Below are 16,697 nucleotides of genomic sequence, written 5' to 3' on the forward strand. Positions count from 1 at the left end.
CTGGAGAGCAGCAATGAAAATGAAGAGCCTGGCCATCGCCCTGTTAACCGTCCTGCCGCTGGCAGCCCATGCGCAGACGAGCGTGCAGATCTATGGCATCGCCGACGCGTCGATCGGCATCGAGGATACGGATGCTCCCGGCGAAGACAGCCGCACCGTGATCAGCTCCGGCACCCAGGCCACCAGCCGCATCGGCTTTCGTGGTACCGAGGACCTGGGCAATGGCCTGAAGGCGCTGTTCAACATCGAAGCCGGCTATGCCATCGATACCGGCGCGCAGGATACGGCTGGCCTGTTTCAGCGCCGCGCCGTGGTCGGCCTGCAGGGATCCTTCGGCACCGTCACCATCGGCCGCGAATACAGCCCGGTCGCCGCGGTGGCCCAGTCGGCCGACCCGCTCGGCCACGCCTACTACGGTTCGGCCCTGACCGGCTTCGGCACCGGCCGCCTGACGCGCCGCCTGTCGAACTCGGTGAACTACCGGAGCAACGACCTGAGCGGCTTTGCCGTGCTGGCCGCCTACAGCGCCGGCGAGCGCCAGACCAACGACCCGTCGGGCAGCCTGGTCGGCGTCGCCGCCGAGTACAAGAACGGCCCGCTGTACCTGGGCGCCGCCTACCAGCAGACCGAGCGCCTGGCCACCGGCGACGACAAGGAATACACGATCGGCGCGGGCTACAACTTCGGCGCGGTCGACCTGCGTGCGGTCTACATGGAAGCCGACCCGACCGGCGGCAACAACGACTTCAAGTACCTGAGCCTGGGCGGCAGCTACACCGCGGGGCCGAACAAGTTCCACCTCACGGGCCACCAGCAGCGGCTGGAAAACGGCGCACGGGGCAACGGCATCTCGCTCGCCTACAGCTATGCCCTGTCCAAGCGCACCAGCGTGTACACCGCCTATGCCCACGTGCGCAACAACGGCAGCGCGACCTTCGGCCTGGTGTCGCCGGGCGGCAGCGTGGTGCCGCCGACCACCGCCCTGGGCGCCGATCCCTCGGTGTTCAACCTGGGCGTGCGCCACTCGTTCTAAGCCTTGCCGCTCAGGCCGGCAGCGCGGCCAGTGCCTGGCGCGACGCAGGCCGCGCTAGGCGCGGCCTGCCCTGCGCCTGCGCTTCTTGCGCTTCCCTTGCATCGCCGAGGCTGAAGACCGCCATCGCCGCATGCAGCACGGCGGCCTGCTCCTTCATCGCCTCGGCTGCCGCCGCCGCTTCTTCCACCAGCGCCGCGTTCTGCTGGGTCACCTGATCCATCTCGAGCACGGCCTGGTTGACCTGTTCGATGCCAGTCGTCTGCTGCTGGCTGGCAGCGCTGATCTCGCCCATGATCTCGGTGACGCGCCGCACGCTCTCGACGATGTCCTCCATTGTCGAGCCGGCCTCGGCCACGAGCTTGCTGCCCAGTTCCACCTTGCCGGAAGAATCCTTGATCAGGTCCTTGATTTCCCGCGCCGCCGCGGCCGAGCGCTGCGCCAGGTTGCGCACCTCGCTCGCCACCACGGCGAAGCCGCGGCCCTGCTCGCCGGCACGGGCCGCTTCCACCGCCGCGTTCAGCGCCAGGATATTGGTCTGGAAAGCGATGCCGTCGATCACGCCGATGATGTCGTTGATCTTGCCAGCCGAGGCGTCGATCTCGCCCATGGTACCGACCACCTGGCCGATCACCTGGCCGCCGCGCAGCGCCACCTGGGATGCCGCTTCCGCCAACACATTGGCCTGGCGGGCGTTGTCGGCGTTCTGCCTCACGGTCGAGGTCAGCTCTTCCATCGACGATGCGGTCTCTTCCAGCGAGGAAGCCTGCTGTTCGGTGCGGCTCGACAGGTCCTGGCTGCCGGCGGCGACTTCGGCCGCGGCCACGCTGATGGTGTCGGTACCGGTGCGCACGGTGCCGACGGTGCGCGCCAGGTTCGCGTTCATGGTCTTCAGCGCCTGCAGCAGCTGGCCGAGCTCGTCGCGGCTGCTCACGTCGATCTGGCTGCCGAGGTCGCCGGCCGCGACCGTATTCGCCACCTCCAGCGCGCGCCGCACCGGACGGGTGATCGAGCCGGTGATCCACCAGGCGATGGCGGACGCCAGCAGCGCGGCGAGCGCGCCGATACCCCACATCAGGCGCGACGTGTCGGTGTAGGTACGGTGGGCCTCGCCCGCCTTCTGCAGCGCGAGCTGCTTCTGCAGCGCGGCCTGCTCGCGCACGGCCTGCTTGATCTCCAGCAGCAAGGGGCGCAGCTGTTCGGCCAGGTACTGGCGCGCTTCCTCCAGCAAGCCGTCATTGCTCAGCTTGATCAGGTGCTGCTGGCCTGCCGCATAGCGCTCGGTCTGCTTGTGCAGCTCGGCCAGCAGGACGCGCGCGCGCGGATGCGTCAGGGTCTTGTCGAGTTCGTCCAGCAGGCGGGCGGTTTCCTGGCGTGCGGCAAGCACTTGCGCGGCCTGCTTCTGGCGCATGCCGTGTTCCTCGGTAATCAGGATGTCGCGCAGCGCGATCGCGGTGCTGTCCAGCTCGCCGAGCAGCCTGCCGGTCGCTTCGATGCGCGGCATGCGGTTGTTCACGATTTCGTCGGTGCCGGCACTGACCCGCGCCAGCATCATGTTACTGGTGACGATCATACCGGCGAGCATGAGGCAAACGATGCCGAAGCCGAGCGTGAGGCGCTTGCCGATATTCAGGTTTGCAAGGTTCATGTCAATTCCTTCATTGCCGGGACGGACCGGCGGTGGGAGGGGTCGTTCAGGCAGCCTGGTCCATGGCCTTGATCAGGCCGAGCTGTTCGGAGCTCATCAGCTTGTCGATGTCGAGCAGGATCAGCATGCGTTCGCCCACGGTGCCGAGGCCGGTGATCGCGTCGCCGTCCGCGCTGGCGCCCATCTCGGGCGCGGGGCGGATCTGCTCGTCCAGCAGGGTCACCACGTCGGAGACGCTGTCGACCACCATCCCGATCACGTGCTGCCGGATATTCAGGACGATCACGACCGTGAACTGGTCGTAGCTGGGCTCGCCCAGGCGGAACAGGATGCGCATGTCGACGATCGGCACGATCGCGCCGCGCAGGTTGACGATGCCCTTGATGCAGGGCGGCGCGCTGGGCAGCAGCGTGGGGGTTTCATAGCCGCGGATTTCCTGCACCTTGAGGATGCTGATCGCATATTCTTCCTGGGCTAGACGGAAGGACAAGACTTCCTTGTCGCGCGTGGGCGTACTGTTATCCATTTTGTTCTCGCTCTTGTGTTTAACTCGGTCACTATTGCCCGGTCGCAAGATACATTACGAAATTTCTGGTGCGAATTCGATGGCGAATGGACAAAACGGTGCAGTTAAACCACCAAAACGGTGCAGCGTATGGCGTGCATGCAACGCCTTTGACCCGGTGTTTTGTTCTTACGAAAACTTAGTGCACGACCGTTCGTACTGCCTGCCGGCTTGGCACGCTTCCTGCGTCAATCCAAGCATCCATCCCTCCTTTGCGCTGAGTGCGGAGACCCTGAAATGATCGTCCATCGTCCCGACGCCCGCGCCATCCGCGCACTGCGACCGCAACTGGCAGGCCTGCTGCGCGAGGCCGTGGCCGAAGGCTACTCGCTCGGCTTCCTGGCCGCGCTCGACCCGGCGCAGGCCGAGCGCTACTGGAACGCCGTCGAACAGGACGTGGCCGCGGGCAGCCAGAAGCCGAACGGCAGCAACCGCGCCGAGCTGCAGAAGATGCTGGTCGGCAGCGGCATGCGCCGGCGCGGGATCGGCAGCGCGCTGCTGGCCGCGGCCGAACACGAGGCGCTGGCGCTGCGGCGCGGACTGCTGTTCCTCGATACCGAAGCCGGCTCGGACGCCGAGGCGCTGTACGGCAAGGCCGGCTATATCCGCGTGGGCGAGCTGCCCGACTATGCCTGCGATCCGCACGGCCGCTGGCGCCCGACCGCGATCTGGTACAAGACGCTGTTCCCGCGCGGCCGCTAGGGAGCGCGCCGGCACCGTCCAGTGGCGGCGCCGACCGCCGCGGCCGAATGTCACGTAGAATCGAAGGCTCGATACTTCCTTGCTGCCAACGTGACCGACAGTCCTGCCCCGACACCACGCCGGCCCCTGCGCGCTTACCTGCTGTGGCTGGTATTGACCACCCTGCTGCCGGGCGTGGTCGGCGCCTCGCTGCTGTTCGTCCACCAGTACCAGAAGGCGCGCGCGCAAATCGAGCGCAACACCCTGCAGACGGTGCGCGCCCTGGTGCGCAGCGCCGACAACCAGCTGCTGCAGGCGCAGTCGGTCGCCCAGACCCTGTCCACCATCGACGCCCTCGATGCCGGCGACTTCGCGCGCGTCCACGCCCAGGCGCGCGAGGCGCTGTCGCTGGCGCCGGCGGGCGGCGACATGATCATGGTGCTGCGCGACCGCAGCGGCCAGCAGCTGGTCAATACCGCGCGCGAATACGGCGCGCCGCTGCCGCGCGAATACTCGGACCAGCTGGCGCAGGTGTTCGCCAGCGGCCGGCCCGCGGTGTCGGACGTCTTCGTCGGCGCCGTGCGCCAGCTGCCGGCGGTGAGCGTGGACGTGCCGGTACGGGTCGGCACCGAGGTGCGCTACGTGCTGAGCATCGGGATCGGCACCGACTACTTCAGCGGCATCCTGTCGCCGCAGTCGGTACCGGAAGGCGCGGTGGCGTCGCTGTTCGACCGCCAGGGCACCATCTTCTACCGCAACATGAACCGCAACGAGACGGTCGGCCATCCGGTCAACCCGCTGCTGCGCAATGCCTTCATGCGCCAGCTGGAAGGCACCATCGATTCGCGCTCGCGTGAAGGCAGGCCGCTCCTGACCACCTTCTCGCGCTCGTCCCTCACCGGCTGGGGCGTGGCGATCGGCATCCCGCGCGCCAGCCTGCGCGCCGAGCTGCTCGACCAGCTGGCCCTGATGACCGGCGTGGCGGCGGCCCTGTTCGTGGTCGCCCTGTGCCTGGCCTGGCTGATCGGCGGACGCCTGGCGCGCTCGGTGCAGGCCCTGAGCGGCCATGCCGAAGCGCTCGGCCGGGGCGAGCTGCCGCCGCCGCTGGCCGAGGTGCATGTGCGCGAGGCGGCCGAAGTGGCGGCCGCGATCCGCGACGCCGCGGCGCTGCTGGCCGAGCGTTCGCGCGAGCTGGCGGCCAAGGAATCGGCGCTGCGCGAAACCCACATGCTGGCCCGCTTCGGCACCTGGGAACGTCGGCTGGACAGCGACACGGTGGAGGTCTCGGCCTCGGTGCCGCACATCTTCGGGCGCCCGGTACCGCCCTTCCCGGAACAGCGCGGCACCCTGCTGACCGAGGAATCCTGGCAAGAGGTCCAGCGCCTGAGCAGCGAACTGGTACGCAGCGGCGGCAGCGGCAAGCTGCAGCTGGAGGCCCTGCATGCGGACGGCCACCACATCTGGCTCGACTTCCGCGCCGAATGCGTGCGCGGCCCGGACGGGCAGGCGCAGGCACTGCGCGGCACCATGCAGGACATCACCGAGCGCGTGCGCGCCGAGGAGGCGCTGCGCCAGGCCGACCAGCGCAAGAATGAATTCCTGGCGATGCTGGCGCACGAGCTGCGCAACCCGCTGGCGCCGATCGCCTCGGGCGCCCAGCTGCTGGGACAGGAAGGGCTGGATGCGGCGCGCACGCGCCAGATCAGCGCCATCATCGCGCGCCAGGCGCGTCACATGGCCGGCCTGGTGGACGACCTGCTCGACGTTTCGCGCGTCACGCGCGGGCTGGTGACGCTGGCGCGCGAACGGGTCGACATCAACGCCGTGGTGCAGGAAGCGGCGGAGCAGGTGCAGGCGCTGGTGCGCGAGAAAGGCCACGCGCTGGCGCTGCGGCCCCTGCCACAGCCGTGCTGGGTGCTGGGTGACCGCAAGCGCCTGGTGCAGGTGGTCGGCAACCTGCTGCACAACGCCGCCAAGTTCACCGCGCGCGGCGGCAGCCTGTCGGTATCGATCGCCCTTGCCGACAAGGATGAGCAGGTACTGGTGGAAGTGCGCGACAACGGCATCGGCATGCTGCCGGCGGAACAGGCGCGCGCCTTCGACATGTTCGTGCAGGGCGAGCGCACGCCCGACCGCGCGCTGGGCGGCCTGGGCATCGGCCTGGCGCTGGTGCGCAGCCTGATCGAACTGCATGGCGGCAGCGTGACGGTGTCGAGCGCCGGCCAGGGCCTGGGCACCAGCTTCACGCTGCGCCTGTCGCGCTGCGCGGACACGGATGGCGGTCCCGCGCCCGCCATGGACAGCACAAGCGCGGTGCGCGCCGGCGCGCACCTGAAAGTGCTGGTGGTGGACGACAACGTCGACGCCGCGCGCATGCTGGCGCTGGCGGTGGCCGCGCACGGCCACGAACTGCGGGTGGAGCACGGCCCGCGCGAGGCGCTGGCGCAGGCGGCCGCGTTCGCACCCGACGTCTGCCTGCTCGACATCGGCCTGCCGGGCATGGATGGCTACGAACTGGCGCGCCGCCTGCGCCGAGAGCGCGCCACCGCCGGCGCCATCCTGGTGGCGGTGACCGGCTATGGCCAGGACCAGGACCGCCGCGACAGCGCGCAGGCCGGATTCGACCACCACCTGGTCAAGCCGGTGGACATGGCGAGCCTGGACCGGATCCTGGCCGACGCCGCAGCCGCGGCTCCGGCCGGCGAATAGGCTAGCGCTTCACGTTGCCGAACGGGTCGCCCCGCTTCCAGCGCGGCATGGCCTCGGCGTTGGCCACCGCGTAGCCCAGGTTGAAGGTGAACTGGGCCTGCTGCAGCATGCCGGCCAGGTCCCAGCTGGCGCGGTACTCGTCGCTCACCTGGTGGTAGTCGCGCTTGAAGCCCACCATCTTCTCGCTCGAGGCGGCGTGGTCGTGCGCGAACTCGAAGTGGCCGTCGCCCGAGAACACGGCCGAGCCGACGTTGAAGGCCGGCACCCCTGCCTTGGCGAAGTTGAAGTGATCGGCGCGAAAGTAGGCGCCGGACAGGTCGGGAACGCGCGGCGCCAGCTTGAGGCCCATGTTGCGCGCCACCACCGCCGCGGTCTCAATCAGGCTGCTGCGCTCGGCGCCGGGCACGCCGATGTCGCGCGTCAGGCCGACGAAATTCAGGCTGTCGAGGTTCAGGTCGGCCGCCGTATCGGCCAGCGGCAGCACTGGGTTCCTGACATAGGCGGCACTGCCCAGCAGGCCCTGCTCCTCGGCCGCCGGCCACAGGAACACCTGGGTGCGCAGCGCCGGGCGCTTGGCCGCCTCTGCCGCCATCGCCAGCAGCGCCGCGGCGCCGGACGCGTTGTCGATGGCGCCGTTATAGATGCGGTCCTTGCGCGCATCGGCCGCGCCGCCCTCGGGCGCGGCTTCGTCGATACCCAGGTGGTCCCAGTGCGCCGAATACACCACCGCCTGCCGCTTGAGCCTGGGATCAGTGCCAGGCACGATGCCGACCACGTTGTACTGCTCCACGGTGCGGATCGCCGACTTCAGCGCCACCCGGGCCCTGGCCTTCAGGTCCACCGGGCGGAAGTCGCGCCGCTCGGCCTGGGCGCGCAGCGCGTCGAGCTCGAAGCCGGCCGCCGCGAACAGCCGGCGCGCCATGCCCTCGTGCAGCCAGCCCTCGACCCCGTTGCCGCCACCGGCCAGGTGAAAACGCTCGCGCGAAAAACCGTTGGCCGGCACGCTCCACGGGTAGGACGCGGAAGGCAGCGTATGGATCAACAGCACGCCGGCCGCGCCGCGCCGCGCCGCCTCCTCGAACTTGTACATCCAGCGCCCGTACCAGGTATAGGCCTGGCCGCCGAAGCGCTGCGGCTCCTGCGCGGTGGGCTGGGGATCGTTGACCATCATGACCAGCATCCGGCCCTTCACGTCCACACCCTTGTAGTCGTCCCAGTGTTCTTCCGGCGCGGCGACGCCGTAGCCGACGAACAGCAGCGGCGCGTCGAAGGCCAGGTCGGGGCGCCCGCTGGCGGTGCCGAACACGATGTCCTTGCCGGTTTCCGGCGCCAGGCGCTGGCCGCCCACCTCGAAGCTGACCGCGCTGCCGGGCAGCAGCCGGCTGCCTTCGATCTCGACCTTCTGGCGGTAGCCGCCGTCGGCCGCGCCCGGCCAGGCGGGCTGCAGGCCGGCGATCGCGGCCTGGGTCTCCAGGTAGCGCACCGCCAGCGCGCCGCCGCGCTGGCCGGTGCCGCGCCCTTCCAGCAGGTCGTCGGCAAGGAAGGCCAGGTGGCCGCGCAGCACCGGCTCGGCCAGGCGCGGCGCCTGTGCGAAAGCGGACGGGGACAGGACAGCAGCAAGGGCAAGGGGGAGTAGTCGCATCGGGATATCCGTTCGGGTGTCGCCAGCTTGGCAAACTGCCATCTTAACGCAGCCGGCACGCGCCCTGCATATCCGTGCAGGCCACCATTGCAGGCCTGCGCCGCGCGCGCCTATACTGGTGCATTTTCGACAGGACCGGCCATGACGATTTCCCGCCGCAGCACCCTTGCCGCCCTGGCCGCCCTGCCCCTGGCCGCCCAGGCCATCCCACCCAACAAGGAAACCTCGCCCATGTACGGCCTGATCGGAAAAATGCGCGCCCAGCCGGGCCAGCGCGACGCCCTCATCGCCATCCTGCTGGAAGGCACGACCGCCATGCCCGGCTGCATCAGCTACGGCATCGCCAAGGACAAACAGGATGCGGATGCGATCTGGATCACCGAGACCTGGGTCGACCAGGCCAGCCACCAGGCCTCGCTGGCGCTGCCCGCGGTGCGCGCCGCGATCGCCCGGGGCCGTCCATTGATCGCCGGCTCCGGCGAACGCTTCGAGACCGAGCCGGTGGGCGGACACGGGACCATGGCCGGACGCAGCGCCTGAGTCCTATAGGCTCGCCTTATCAATGCGCCTTCTTTTGAAGCAAACCCGATAAATCGCTCAGCCTGCCGCCTTCAGGTAGGCCATGTACCTGGCGACCCCGCTGGCCACGTCGGTAAAGGGTTCGGCATAGCCGGCCGCGCGCAGGGCGCCGATGTCGGCCTGGGTGAAGCTCTGGTACTTGCCTTTCAGCTTGTCCGGGAAAGGCAGGTAGTCGAGCAGGCCCTGCTCGACGATCTGCGCGAGCGAGAGCGGCGCCTTGCCTTCGTTGGCGAGCGCATTGACGGTGGCCACCGCCAGGTCGTTGAAGGGCTGGGCGCGACCGGTGCCGAGGTTGAAAATGCCGCGCTGCTCCGGGTGGTCCAGGAAGAACAGGTTCACCTTGACCACGTCTTCCACATAGACGAAGTCGCGCATCTGGGTCCCGGCCTCGTAGCCCTCGTTGGCGCCGAACAGCTTGACCTTGCCCTCTTTCTGGAACTGGTGGAACTGGTGGAACGGCACCGAGGCCATCGTGCCCTTGTGACCTTCCAGCGGTCCGTACACGTTGAAGTAGCGCAGGCCCACCACCTGGCTGCCGTGCTGCATGCCGTGCTGCTGCCAGTGGCGGCGCAGGTACTGGTCGAACAGGAACTTCGAATAGCCGTAGACGTTCAGCGGCCGCTCGTGCTGGCGCTCTTCCCTGAACACGCTGCCGCCACCGTACACCGCGGCCGAGGACGCGTAAATGAAAGGAATCCGCTCGCGCTGGCAGAACGCGAACAGGGCGACGGTATAGTCGTAGTTATTGCGCATCATGTAGCGCCCGTCGGTCTCCATGGTGTTGGAGCAGGCGCCCTGGTGCAGCACGGCGCTGAACTTGCCGTCGAATTCGCCGGCCTTCAGGCGCACCAGGAAGTCTTCCTTGTCGGCGAAGTCCGCCACTTCGGCATCGACGATGTTGTGGAATTTTTCCGGACGCGACATGTTGTCGACCGCGAACACGCTGAAGGGCTTGCGCCGCGACAGCGCGTGTACCAGGTTGGCTCCGATGAAGCCTGCTGCGCCAGTAACCAGTATCATTGTCTACCTCTTCTTTCGTTCAGGCCGCGGCCAGCATCGGCTGCAGCGGTTGCCACACATCGGCGGGCAGGATCTGTTTCATGCAGTTCTGGTGGCCCAGCGGGCACTCCCGCTGCTGGCAGGGCGAACATGCAATATGCAGCCACAATACCTTGGCCAGCGCCGAATGCGGCGGCGTATGGCGCGGGTCGGTCGGGCCGTAGATCGCCACCAGTGGCCGCCCGAGCGCGGCGCCGATGTGCATCAGGCCGGAGTCGTTGGTGACCAGTGCCGCCGCGCGCGAGATCAGCGCGATCGCCTCGTCCAGCGAGGTGGCGCCGGCCAGATTGTGCGCCTGCGGCACGACGGCGGTGATCTCGTCGCATACGGCGCGGTCCTTGGGAGAGCCCATCAGCAGGATCTGCGCATCCGGCCGCTGGGCGCGGATGGTCTGCGCCAGCTCGGCAAAGTAGGCCGCGGGCCAGCGCTTGGCCGGGCCGAACTCGGCGCCCGGGGCAAACGCGACATAGGCGCCGGCCGGCAGCCCAAGGCGGGCGATGGCGGCATCGGCCTGTTCCGGCGCCACCTGCATGCTCGGTTCGAGCGCCTTGCCGGCGGGCGGCAGCTGGCGCACCGGGGCGTCGGCCAGCGCGGCATAGAACGGCACCATCGGCCGCGGCGCCGCCTTGTCGTCGTGGTGCATCACGTTGACCAGCCCATAGCGCATCTCGCCCTTGTAGCCGACGCGGCGCTTGATGCCGGCCAGCCAGGGAATCAGGGCGAACTTGAGCGTATTCGGCAGCACATACGAATCGGCATAGCCGCGCGCCCTGAGCATCTTCGCGAAGGCCTTGCGCTCCTTCCACTGCAGGGCGCCATGCTTGAAGGGCGATTCGATGACGGTGTCGACTTCGCGCATCGCGCGCCACACCGGCGCCACCCAGCCGGGCGCCAGCACGTCGATCGGACGCTCGGGATGGCGCTCGCGCAGGCGGCGCAGCAGCGGCTGCGCCATGACGGCGTCGCCGATCCAGTTGGGAGAAATGACAAGCGTGCGCAACATGGGACTCTCGTGGACGGCAAATCGCGTTGATCGGTAATCCGCGATTATAGCAACCGCCGCCCACGGGCTGGCCGCCGGCGTCAGTCGTTCAGGTGCACGTCCTGCAGCGCGATCCCGTGCAGCGCATTGCGCCAGCTGTTGCCGATGTTCCCGCACACCAGGCGGCAGAACGAGGCGGCCTGCTGCTGCAGCATGTGCTGGTGGTTCTTCTGCAGGTAGCTGCCGAGCGCCTCGTACAGGTCCCACATCACGTCCTCGGTCTCGCGGCTGCCGATGTACATCGGGATCACGGTGTCCGGGTCCTGCATGGCCTGGCGCAGGGCCTCGATCATCTCGGCCACCGGCATCTTGCGCCAGGTGGCGGCCAGGCGCGGCACCTGGTGGAAGATGTGGCGGAAGTAGATGCGGTTGTGCGCATAGGCGTCCCAATAGGCCTTGCCGCGCTCAGTCTCGCCGAGGAAGGCTTCGAAGCGGCCCAGCAGGGTCTCACCGGACGGGCGCACCGGGTCGTCCCTGGTCAGCACGCGCACGCCCAGCGCGGCGGTGATACGGTCGATGGGCGTGGCCACGCCGACCCGGTTGGTGTCCGGTGCCTTGCCCCACAGCAGGCCGAGCACCAGGTTGTTGTCCTCGTCGATCGGATGCACGACGGCGGCGCCTGAATCGCCGTGGTCGACGAAGGCCTCGTCCCTGCCGTCGATGAACAGCATGTCCTGGAACTGCTCCAGGTTGGCCGCCAGCCCGCTGTAACAGACGGCGACCACGCTGCCGAAACTCAGGCCCGTGGAAGCGCCGCGCTTGGCGACCGGATACGGCAGCTGGTCCTTGCCGACCTCGCCGGTGCCGCTGATGGCGCCGATCTCGCGGATACGGGCCAGGCCGGCGTCCTGGTAGTAGTCGAGGCTGGCGATGGCGGCGTCCATCTGCGAGCAGTCCATGGACTCGGCGGTGGCGCCGATCTCGTCGCATTTCACCTTGGCCGGCTGGTAGACGGTGGTGCCGACCTCGCCCAGCACGTGGGCGGCGGACAGTGCGTAGCAGCTGCCGTCCGGCTTGGCCACGATGCAGCCCAGGGTGCCGAAGGAGAAGCCGGCGCTCAGCTTGGCGCCGCCAACGAGCGGGCGGTACTTGCCGTTGTCTTCGTACATGGCGCGCCGTTCGGACTTGGCTTCGCAGCGGATGATGGGCGCATGCTCGATCACGTCGGTCGGGAAGCCGTCGATCTCGAGGGGTATCTGGTGTTCGGGCGCGATCCCGTCCAGCGCGCGCTTGCGTCCAATGTGCACGCAGATCGCCAGGCGGCCGGTCGGCGCGCCCCTGACGCGCTTGATGCCGATGCTGGTGCCGTGTACCCCCGGGATGGTCATCGCAGTGGCGTGGAAGTATTCCTTCGCCTGCTTCATCTGCTCGAACGTCATGTCGTCCATCGTTGCTCTCTCCCTTCGAAAGTAACGCTGGGGAATGGCTTTCCCCGAAAAAATGTCAATCTAGCACTGATTTATGGAGGAGTCACAGATTATTTGGCCATGCGGCTGGCATGCGTGGCATTGCTGCCAAACTGGCGGGAATTCTGGACAAGACGGGCGGGATGTGCATGCGGCGCGGGCGCATGCGCTGCGCGTGTCCGGGATAGGCTTCGTGCAAGCGCTCGCTGGTGCGCGACGGAACCGGATGCGGTGAATGAGGGCGGCGCTGGCCGGCTATGCCGCCCTCGGTCAGCTGCGACGGCGGCGGCGCGCTGTCATCAAGCCCGCACTCGCAAGCCCGAGCAAGGCCAGGGATGCCGGTTCCGGCACCTCGTTGGGAACGAAAAAGATCTTCTCGTAGTGATCGCCGAACGTGATGATATCGTTGATTCGGTAACCGCCGACGTTTGCTATGGTATGCAGGCACATGCTGGTCGGGCTGCTTGCTGAACTATCGCACTGGTACTTGTAGACCGCGTCGTCAAGCGCTGTAAAGCCCCAGGAATAATCCGGCGCGTAATACCATTGGGAACCGTTTGCGATATGGGTTGTGCTCGTGTTCATGTAACCCGTATTGAAAATCGTGTCCGCGCGATCGGCTGCCGCCAGCACCAGCAGGGTGTCGCTGCCGGTGACACGGCCGGCCATCATCAGCTTGCCACCCTGGCAGGCATTCAGCACTTGCTCGCCGAAGGTTCCGATCGGGGTTGCCAGGCTCGACACATGGCACTGGGTCCATCCGCCCGCCAGCACCGTCGAGACCGCTACGTTGGTTTGTGGACCGACTGGCATGAAACTGGGCGTGGCATTGGCAACGCCGGCGGCGGTCAGCAGGGCGAACAGGGCAAGCTTTTTCATGCGAGAGTCCCTCAGTCAAGTTTCCTAGATTGTAAGCAATATTTATGCCACAAATAAATTTTCTAACGTAAACAACAACTTGCTTGTAACAGAAAGTCGACGCATATTGTTACTGTAAAAAAACTCGACAGTTTCTTTCAGGATGCCGCCCTTAGCGCTGCGGAAGAAGCATCCGGAAAAGCATGCCCGCTGCGCCGCCTTGTCGGCTGGACCGCGCGTGCAAGGGCCTTGCACACGAAGGAGCACTGCACTTTACTTGGGTGCCGACTACATTGACGGTAGGGTCGAAAGAACGAACTGCTGAGCCGTTACGATTCCGCATGCATGTCGGCTTCGGGTCGGAACTCGCTGTCGAACGAAGCGGAAGCTCACCGTCCGATAGCATGCCGCAGGTTCATTCGTGCCTGCGCCTCGAACCGGCGATGCATGTCTGGCGTGCCGTAGATCACGGGCCGTGCCAGGAGACGCGCAAGGATCTCATTGCGCTTGCGCCGGTAGGGAAATGCCGGCACGGCGGCGTATTCGGCACGGACCTGCTGTTCGTATTGCGCGAAACGCGCCGGCCCGGCGCCCAGGATTGCCAGGTCGATGTCGATGACCAGACCCGCGTCGGCGTCCGCGGTAGCGTCATGATGGACCGTCGCCATGACGAGCGCCTGGATTCGTTCGATCAGTGCCGGAGGCGCTCCAGCGGTCCGTAGCGCCTCGCTTGCCCATGCCGCACTGCGCGCTTCGTTGTCGGTTGCCAGCGGCACATACACCGCGTCGTGGAACCACAGTGCGATGGCCACTTCGCCAGGATGCTCTGCCAGGTGCGCCACCTGATCGAAGAGCGCCAGGCATTCCTCGAGGTGCTGCAGCGTATGGTAGTGGCGCGAGGGCTCCGCATGGCTGGCGAGCACGCGATCAAGCCAGGCTTCGGTGCCGGTCAGGTTGAGCCGCGCCCAGTCTTCGGTCCAATGCCTTCTGAAATCGATCATGGGCTTACTCGTCCGGTGGTTGGGGACAGGCAGCTGTCGTGAATGAGGATCTTGCCGTCGTATGAACTGCTGAGGAGAGCATCGCCGCGGCGCAGCGTATCGGTGACAAAGTTCTTGTGCCTCGCTTCGAACACCTGCCCGCCGCTGGTGGCGTCCCAGACGCGCACTGCGCAGTCTTCACCGCAGCTGGCAAGCAAACCATCGCCGAGATACCGCAAGCGTCGGACGGCCGCGCGATGCATCTGGAACTGCGACGATTTTCTCCATCCGGCGGCACCAGGCGTCCAGCACGCCACCCGGCCCGCGATGTCGCCGGTCCAGATCGCGCCTTCCGCGACCAGTAGCGTGCGCAGCGGCGTGTCTCCTTCGAGCGTATCGGTACAGCGCATGGAAGCGACATCCCAGATGCGGACGGATCCATCCTCGGCCACGCTGGCGATGCCATTGCTTCCCCAGGCAGCCAATTGCCATATCCAGCCTTGCTTGCCTGTCAGGCTGCCTATGGCGCTGCCGTCCTGCCGCCACAGCTTGATGTTGCCGTCGGCACCGCCGGTGGCGAGTGTGCCGTCAGGGAGTGCGATCACGTCAAGCACTGCAGTGTCGTGTGCAAGCACATTGGCCTCGCACAGATTCCTCGACCAGTCCCAGATGCGCAGCGAGCGGTCGCGGGACACCGATGCCAGGCGTTTGCCGGGCAGCGGCGCCAGGCCCAGCACGGACTGTTCATGTCCGCGCAGGAAACGCACTGCCTGGCCGTCAGCATCCCAGATACGGATGGTCGCATCGCGCCCGCCACTGGCCGTCCAGCCGTCCTCGAGCCCGGCGAGCGACCAGATGTATCCTGCGTGCTCGGGTCGTTCCGCCGCATGCTTCTCCTCCACCGATGCGCGATACAGGACGTCGCTACGCAGCACATGCTTGGTGCCCGCGGTGACTTCGTCGCCTGCGTGCCAGATGTCGTGATCGAACAGCAGAAGGCTCCCGGCTTGAGGCCGCACCCGGCCCAGTTCGCAGCGGGCGCCGCCATGGCCGTGGCCGGCCGGCCCTTGGGCATAAAAGACGGTGTCCCCACCCACGAACGCCGTGCCATCCGTCAGGTAGACAAGGACGGTGAGATGGGAACGACAACCGGGACCCCGATGGTGTACGCCATCCTGGTGCACGCTGAAGCGCTGCCCCGCTTGATACCTGCAAAAGCGGAATCGTTCATTGATGCCATCGAAGGACCATTCCCGACCATCCTCTATAAGTGTGGCTGGGACATGAGCGCGCAGGCGCTCACCCAGGCGCGCCGCGAGATCGCTCGAATCACTCACGTGTCGGTGGTTGTTGCGATAGGAAGGCGGATAGTCGGTCTCGGCAGTGACGTAGCCGCGGCATTCGCTCAGGGCGATCAGCTCGTGGCACTCGGCTTGCGTCAGGAAGTTCGGGACCAGGAGGCATCGGCCTGCAGTAGCGGGCAATGGATGAACGTGCGTCGTCGACAAGGTGCGCTCCTAAGTTGGTTGACTAACCAAATTTTGAGACAAGTTTAAGACGACAACGGACCGTCAAGCAAGTATTATTTGGTTGATTAACCAAGAAAGCGACCTTGATGGCGAGAAAATCCAATTCAGACTTCCGCAGGGCTGGGATCGTGCGTGCACTGCAGACTGTCATGGCAAAGCAAGGGTACGAGAAGGCGACGATCCAGGCGATTGCGGCCGAGGCCGGTCTGGCGCCAGGCCTGCTGCATTATCACTTCAAAAAGAAGCAGGATATTCTGGTCTCGCTGGTGACGACGCTGGCGGACTACGGGCAACAGCGGTTCGCGGAACTGGCCGGCGCGGCGGAGGATCCCGGCGCGCGCCTGCGCGCCTACATCGAGGCTCGGCTCGGCCTGGGACCTGGCGCATCGCAGGAGATCGTGGCGGCCTGGGTCATGATCGCTGCCGAGGCAGTGCGGCAGCCCGAGGTGAGGGAGGCATTCCAGCGGGCAGTCGTCGTTGAACTCGATCTGTTGACGGGCTTGTTGGCGGATTGTCTGCGAGAGCAAGGACGGCAGGAAGCGGAAGCCCGCAAACTCGCCGCCGGCGTATTGGCACTGATGGAAGGGGCCTACCAGCTCGCGTGCGCCGCGGGAGAAGTCATGCCGACGGGGTACGCGGCGGAGGCGGCGATGCGCTATGCGGTGCTGGGGATCGAGGCGTCTGCCTTGAGTGGATAGCAAAACCGCGAGGTTTGTCGTTTACGCGTAGTGGCAACACGAAGATCCGCCGAAGAGATGGACGAGCTCGACAAGTCGATGAGCCTAGTTGTCCTGAATTGCCCCCCCCCAGCGAACCCGAACGATCCCGATGGCTCAGCCGAGATAACAAAAAAGCCCCATGAATCTGGGGCTTAGGTGTCTTGGCGGAGAGAGGGGGATTCGAACCCCCGATAGGCTATGAACCTATACACGCTTTCCAGGCGTGCGACTTAAACCACTCATCCATCTC

Annotated in this window: 14 protein-coding genes; 5 read left to right on the forward strand and 9 right to left on the reverse strand. The window is 66.7% G+C overall.

What is annotated here, in order from left to right; all coding sequences use genetic code 11:
* Positions 1–13 precede the first annotated feature (13 nt).
* A complete protein-coding gene (locus LCI23_RS18775) occupies positions 14–1,033 on the forward strand; it encodes a porin (protein ID WP_224947977.1) in 1,020 nt (339 codons plus the stop codon).
* 10 nt (positions 1,034–1,043) lie between these two features.
* Here the strand turns inward: LCI23_RS18775 and LCI23_RS18780 are convergent, their stop codons facing one another.
* Both LCI23_RS18780 and LCI23_RS18785 read right to left on the reverse strand, forming a co-directional pair.
* Positions 1,044–2,678 (reverse strand): methyl-accepting chemotaxis protein, encoded by a 1,635-nt coding sequence (locus LCI23_RS18780; RefSeq protein WP_224947978.1) that lies wholly within the window; start codon positions 2,676–2,678, stop codon positions 1,044–1,046.
* Between the two features lie 46 nt (positions 2,679–2,724).
* Positions 2,725–3,204, reverse strand: a complete 480-nt coding sequence (locus LCI23_RS18785) for a chemotaxis protein CheW (RefSeq protein WP_224947979.1) — start codon at positions 3,202–3,204, stop codon at positions 2,725–2,727.
* 276 nt (positions 3,205–3,480) lie between these two features.
* Between LCI23_RS18785 and LCI23_RS18790 the strand changes: the two genes are divergently transcribed.
* Together LCI23_RS18790 and LCI23_RS18795 are read left to right on the forward strand one after the other, a co-directional pair.
* A complete protein-coding gene (locus LCI23_RS18790) occupies positions 3,481–3,945 on the forward strand; it encodes a GNAT family N-acetyltransferase (RefSeq protein ID WP_224947980.1) in 465 nt (154 codons plus the stop codon).
* Positions 3,946–4,035: 90 nt separating this feature from the next.
* Positions 4,036–6,633: an ATP-binding protein gene (locus tag LCI23_RS18795; RefSeq protein ID WP_224947981.1), complete on the forward strand. Its 2,598-nt coding sequence runs from the start codon at positions 4,036–4,038 to the stop codon at positions 6,631–6,633.
* Between the two features lies 1 nt (position 6,634).
* On the opposite strand, the gene LCI23_RS18800 is transcribed toward LCI23_RS18795, so the two are convergent.
* Positions 6,635–8,275 (reverse strand): M28 family peptidase, encoded by a 1,641-nt coding sequence (locus LCI23_RS18800; RefSeq protein ID WP_224947982.1) that lies wholly within the window; start codon positions 8,273–8,275, stop codon positions 6,635–6,637.
* Between the two features lie 141 nt (positions 8,276–8,416).
* Here LCI23_RS18800 and LCI23_RS18805 point away from each other — a divergent pair, with 141 nt between their 5' ends.
* Entirely contained in the window at positions 8,417–8,815 is a 399-nt protein-coding gene (locus LCI23_RS18805; protein ID WP_224947983.1) for a putative quinol monooxygenase, read from the forward strand.
* A 57-nt stretch (positions 8,816–8,872) separates the two neighbouring features.
* On the opposite strand, the gene rfaD is transcribed toward LCI23_RS18805, so the two are convergent.
* From rfaD to LCI23_RS18835, 6 genes are all read right to left on the reverse strand, one after another.
* Positions 8,873–9,874, reverse strand: coding sequence for an ADP-glyceromanno-heptose 6-epimerase (gene rfaD / locus LCI23_RS18810; protein ID WP_224947984.1), 1,002 nt, complete (start codon positions 9,872–9,874; stop codon positions 8,873–8,875).
* 19 nt (positions 9,875–9,893) lie between these two features.
* Positions 9,894–10,916: a lipopolysaccharide heptosyltransferase II gene (gene waaF, locus LCI23_RS18815; protein ID WP_224947985.1), complete on the reverse strand. Its 1,023-nt coding sequence runs from the start codon at positions 10,914–10,916 to the stop codon at positions 9,894–9,896.
* 80 nt (positions 10,917–10,996) lie between these two features.
* Positions 10,997–12,343 (reverse strand): S1 family peptidase, encoded by a 1,347-nt coding sequence (locus LCI23_RS18820; protein WP_224947986.1) that lies wholly within the window; start codon positions 12,341–12,343, stop codon positions 10,997–10,999.
* Positions 12,344–12,631: 288 nt separating this feature from the next.
* Positions 12,632–13,240, reverse strand: coding sequence for a PEP-CTERM sorting domain-containing protein (locus LCI23_RS18825; protein WP_224947987.1), 609 nt, complete (start codon positions 13,238–13,240; stop codon positions 12,632–12,634).
* Between the two features lie 368 nt (positions 13,241–13,608).
* Entirely contained in the window at positions 13,609–14,220 is a 612-nt protein-coding gene (locus LCI23_RS18830; RefSeq protein ID WP_224947988.1) for an N-methyl-D-aspartate receptor NMDAR2C subunit, read from the reverse strand.
* Complete coding sequence (locus LCI23_RS18835) at positions 14,217–15,707, reverse strand: 2OG-Fe(II) oxygenase (RefSeq protein WP_224947989.1); 1,491 nt, start codon at positions 15,705–15,707, stop codon at positions 14,217–14,219. Before LCI23_RS18835 ends, LCI23_RS18830 begins: the two co-directional genes overlap by 4 nt.
* 107 nt (positions 15,708–15,814) lie before the next feature.
* Here LCI23_RS18835 and LCI23_RS18840 point away from each other — a divergent pair, with 107 nt between their 5' ends.
* Positions 15,815–16,426: a TetR/AcrR family transcriptional regulator gene (locus LCI23_RS18840; protein ID WP_224947990.1), complete on the forward strand. Its 612-nt coding sequence runs from the start codon at positions 15,815–15,817 to the stop codon at positions 16,424–16,426.
* Positions 16,427–16,697: the final 271 nt, after the last annotated feature.

The sequence above is a fragment of the Massilia sp. MS-15 genome, from assembly GCF_020176695.1.
GTDB classification, from domain to species: domain Bacteria; phylum Pseudomonadota; class Gammaproteobacteria; order Burkholderiales; family Burkholderiaceae_D; genus Telluria; species Telluria hydrophila.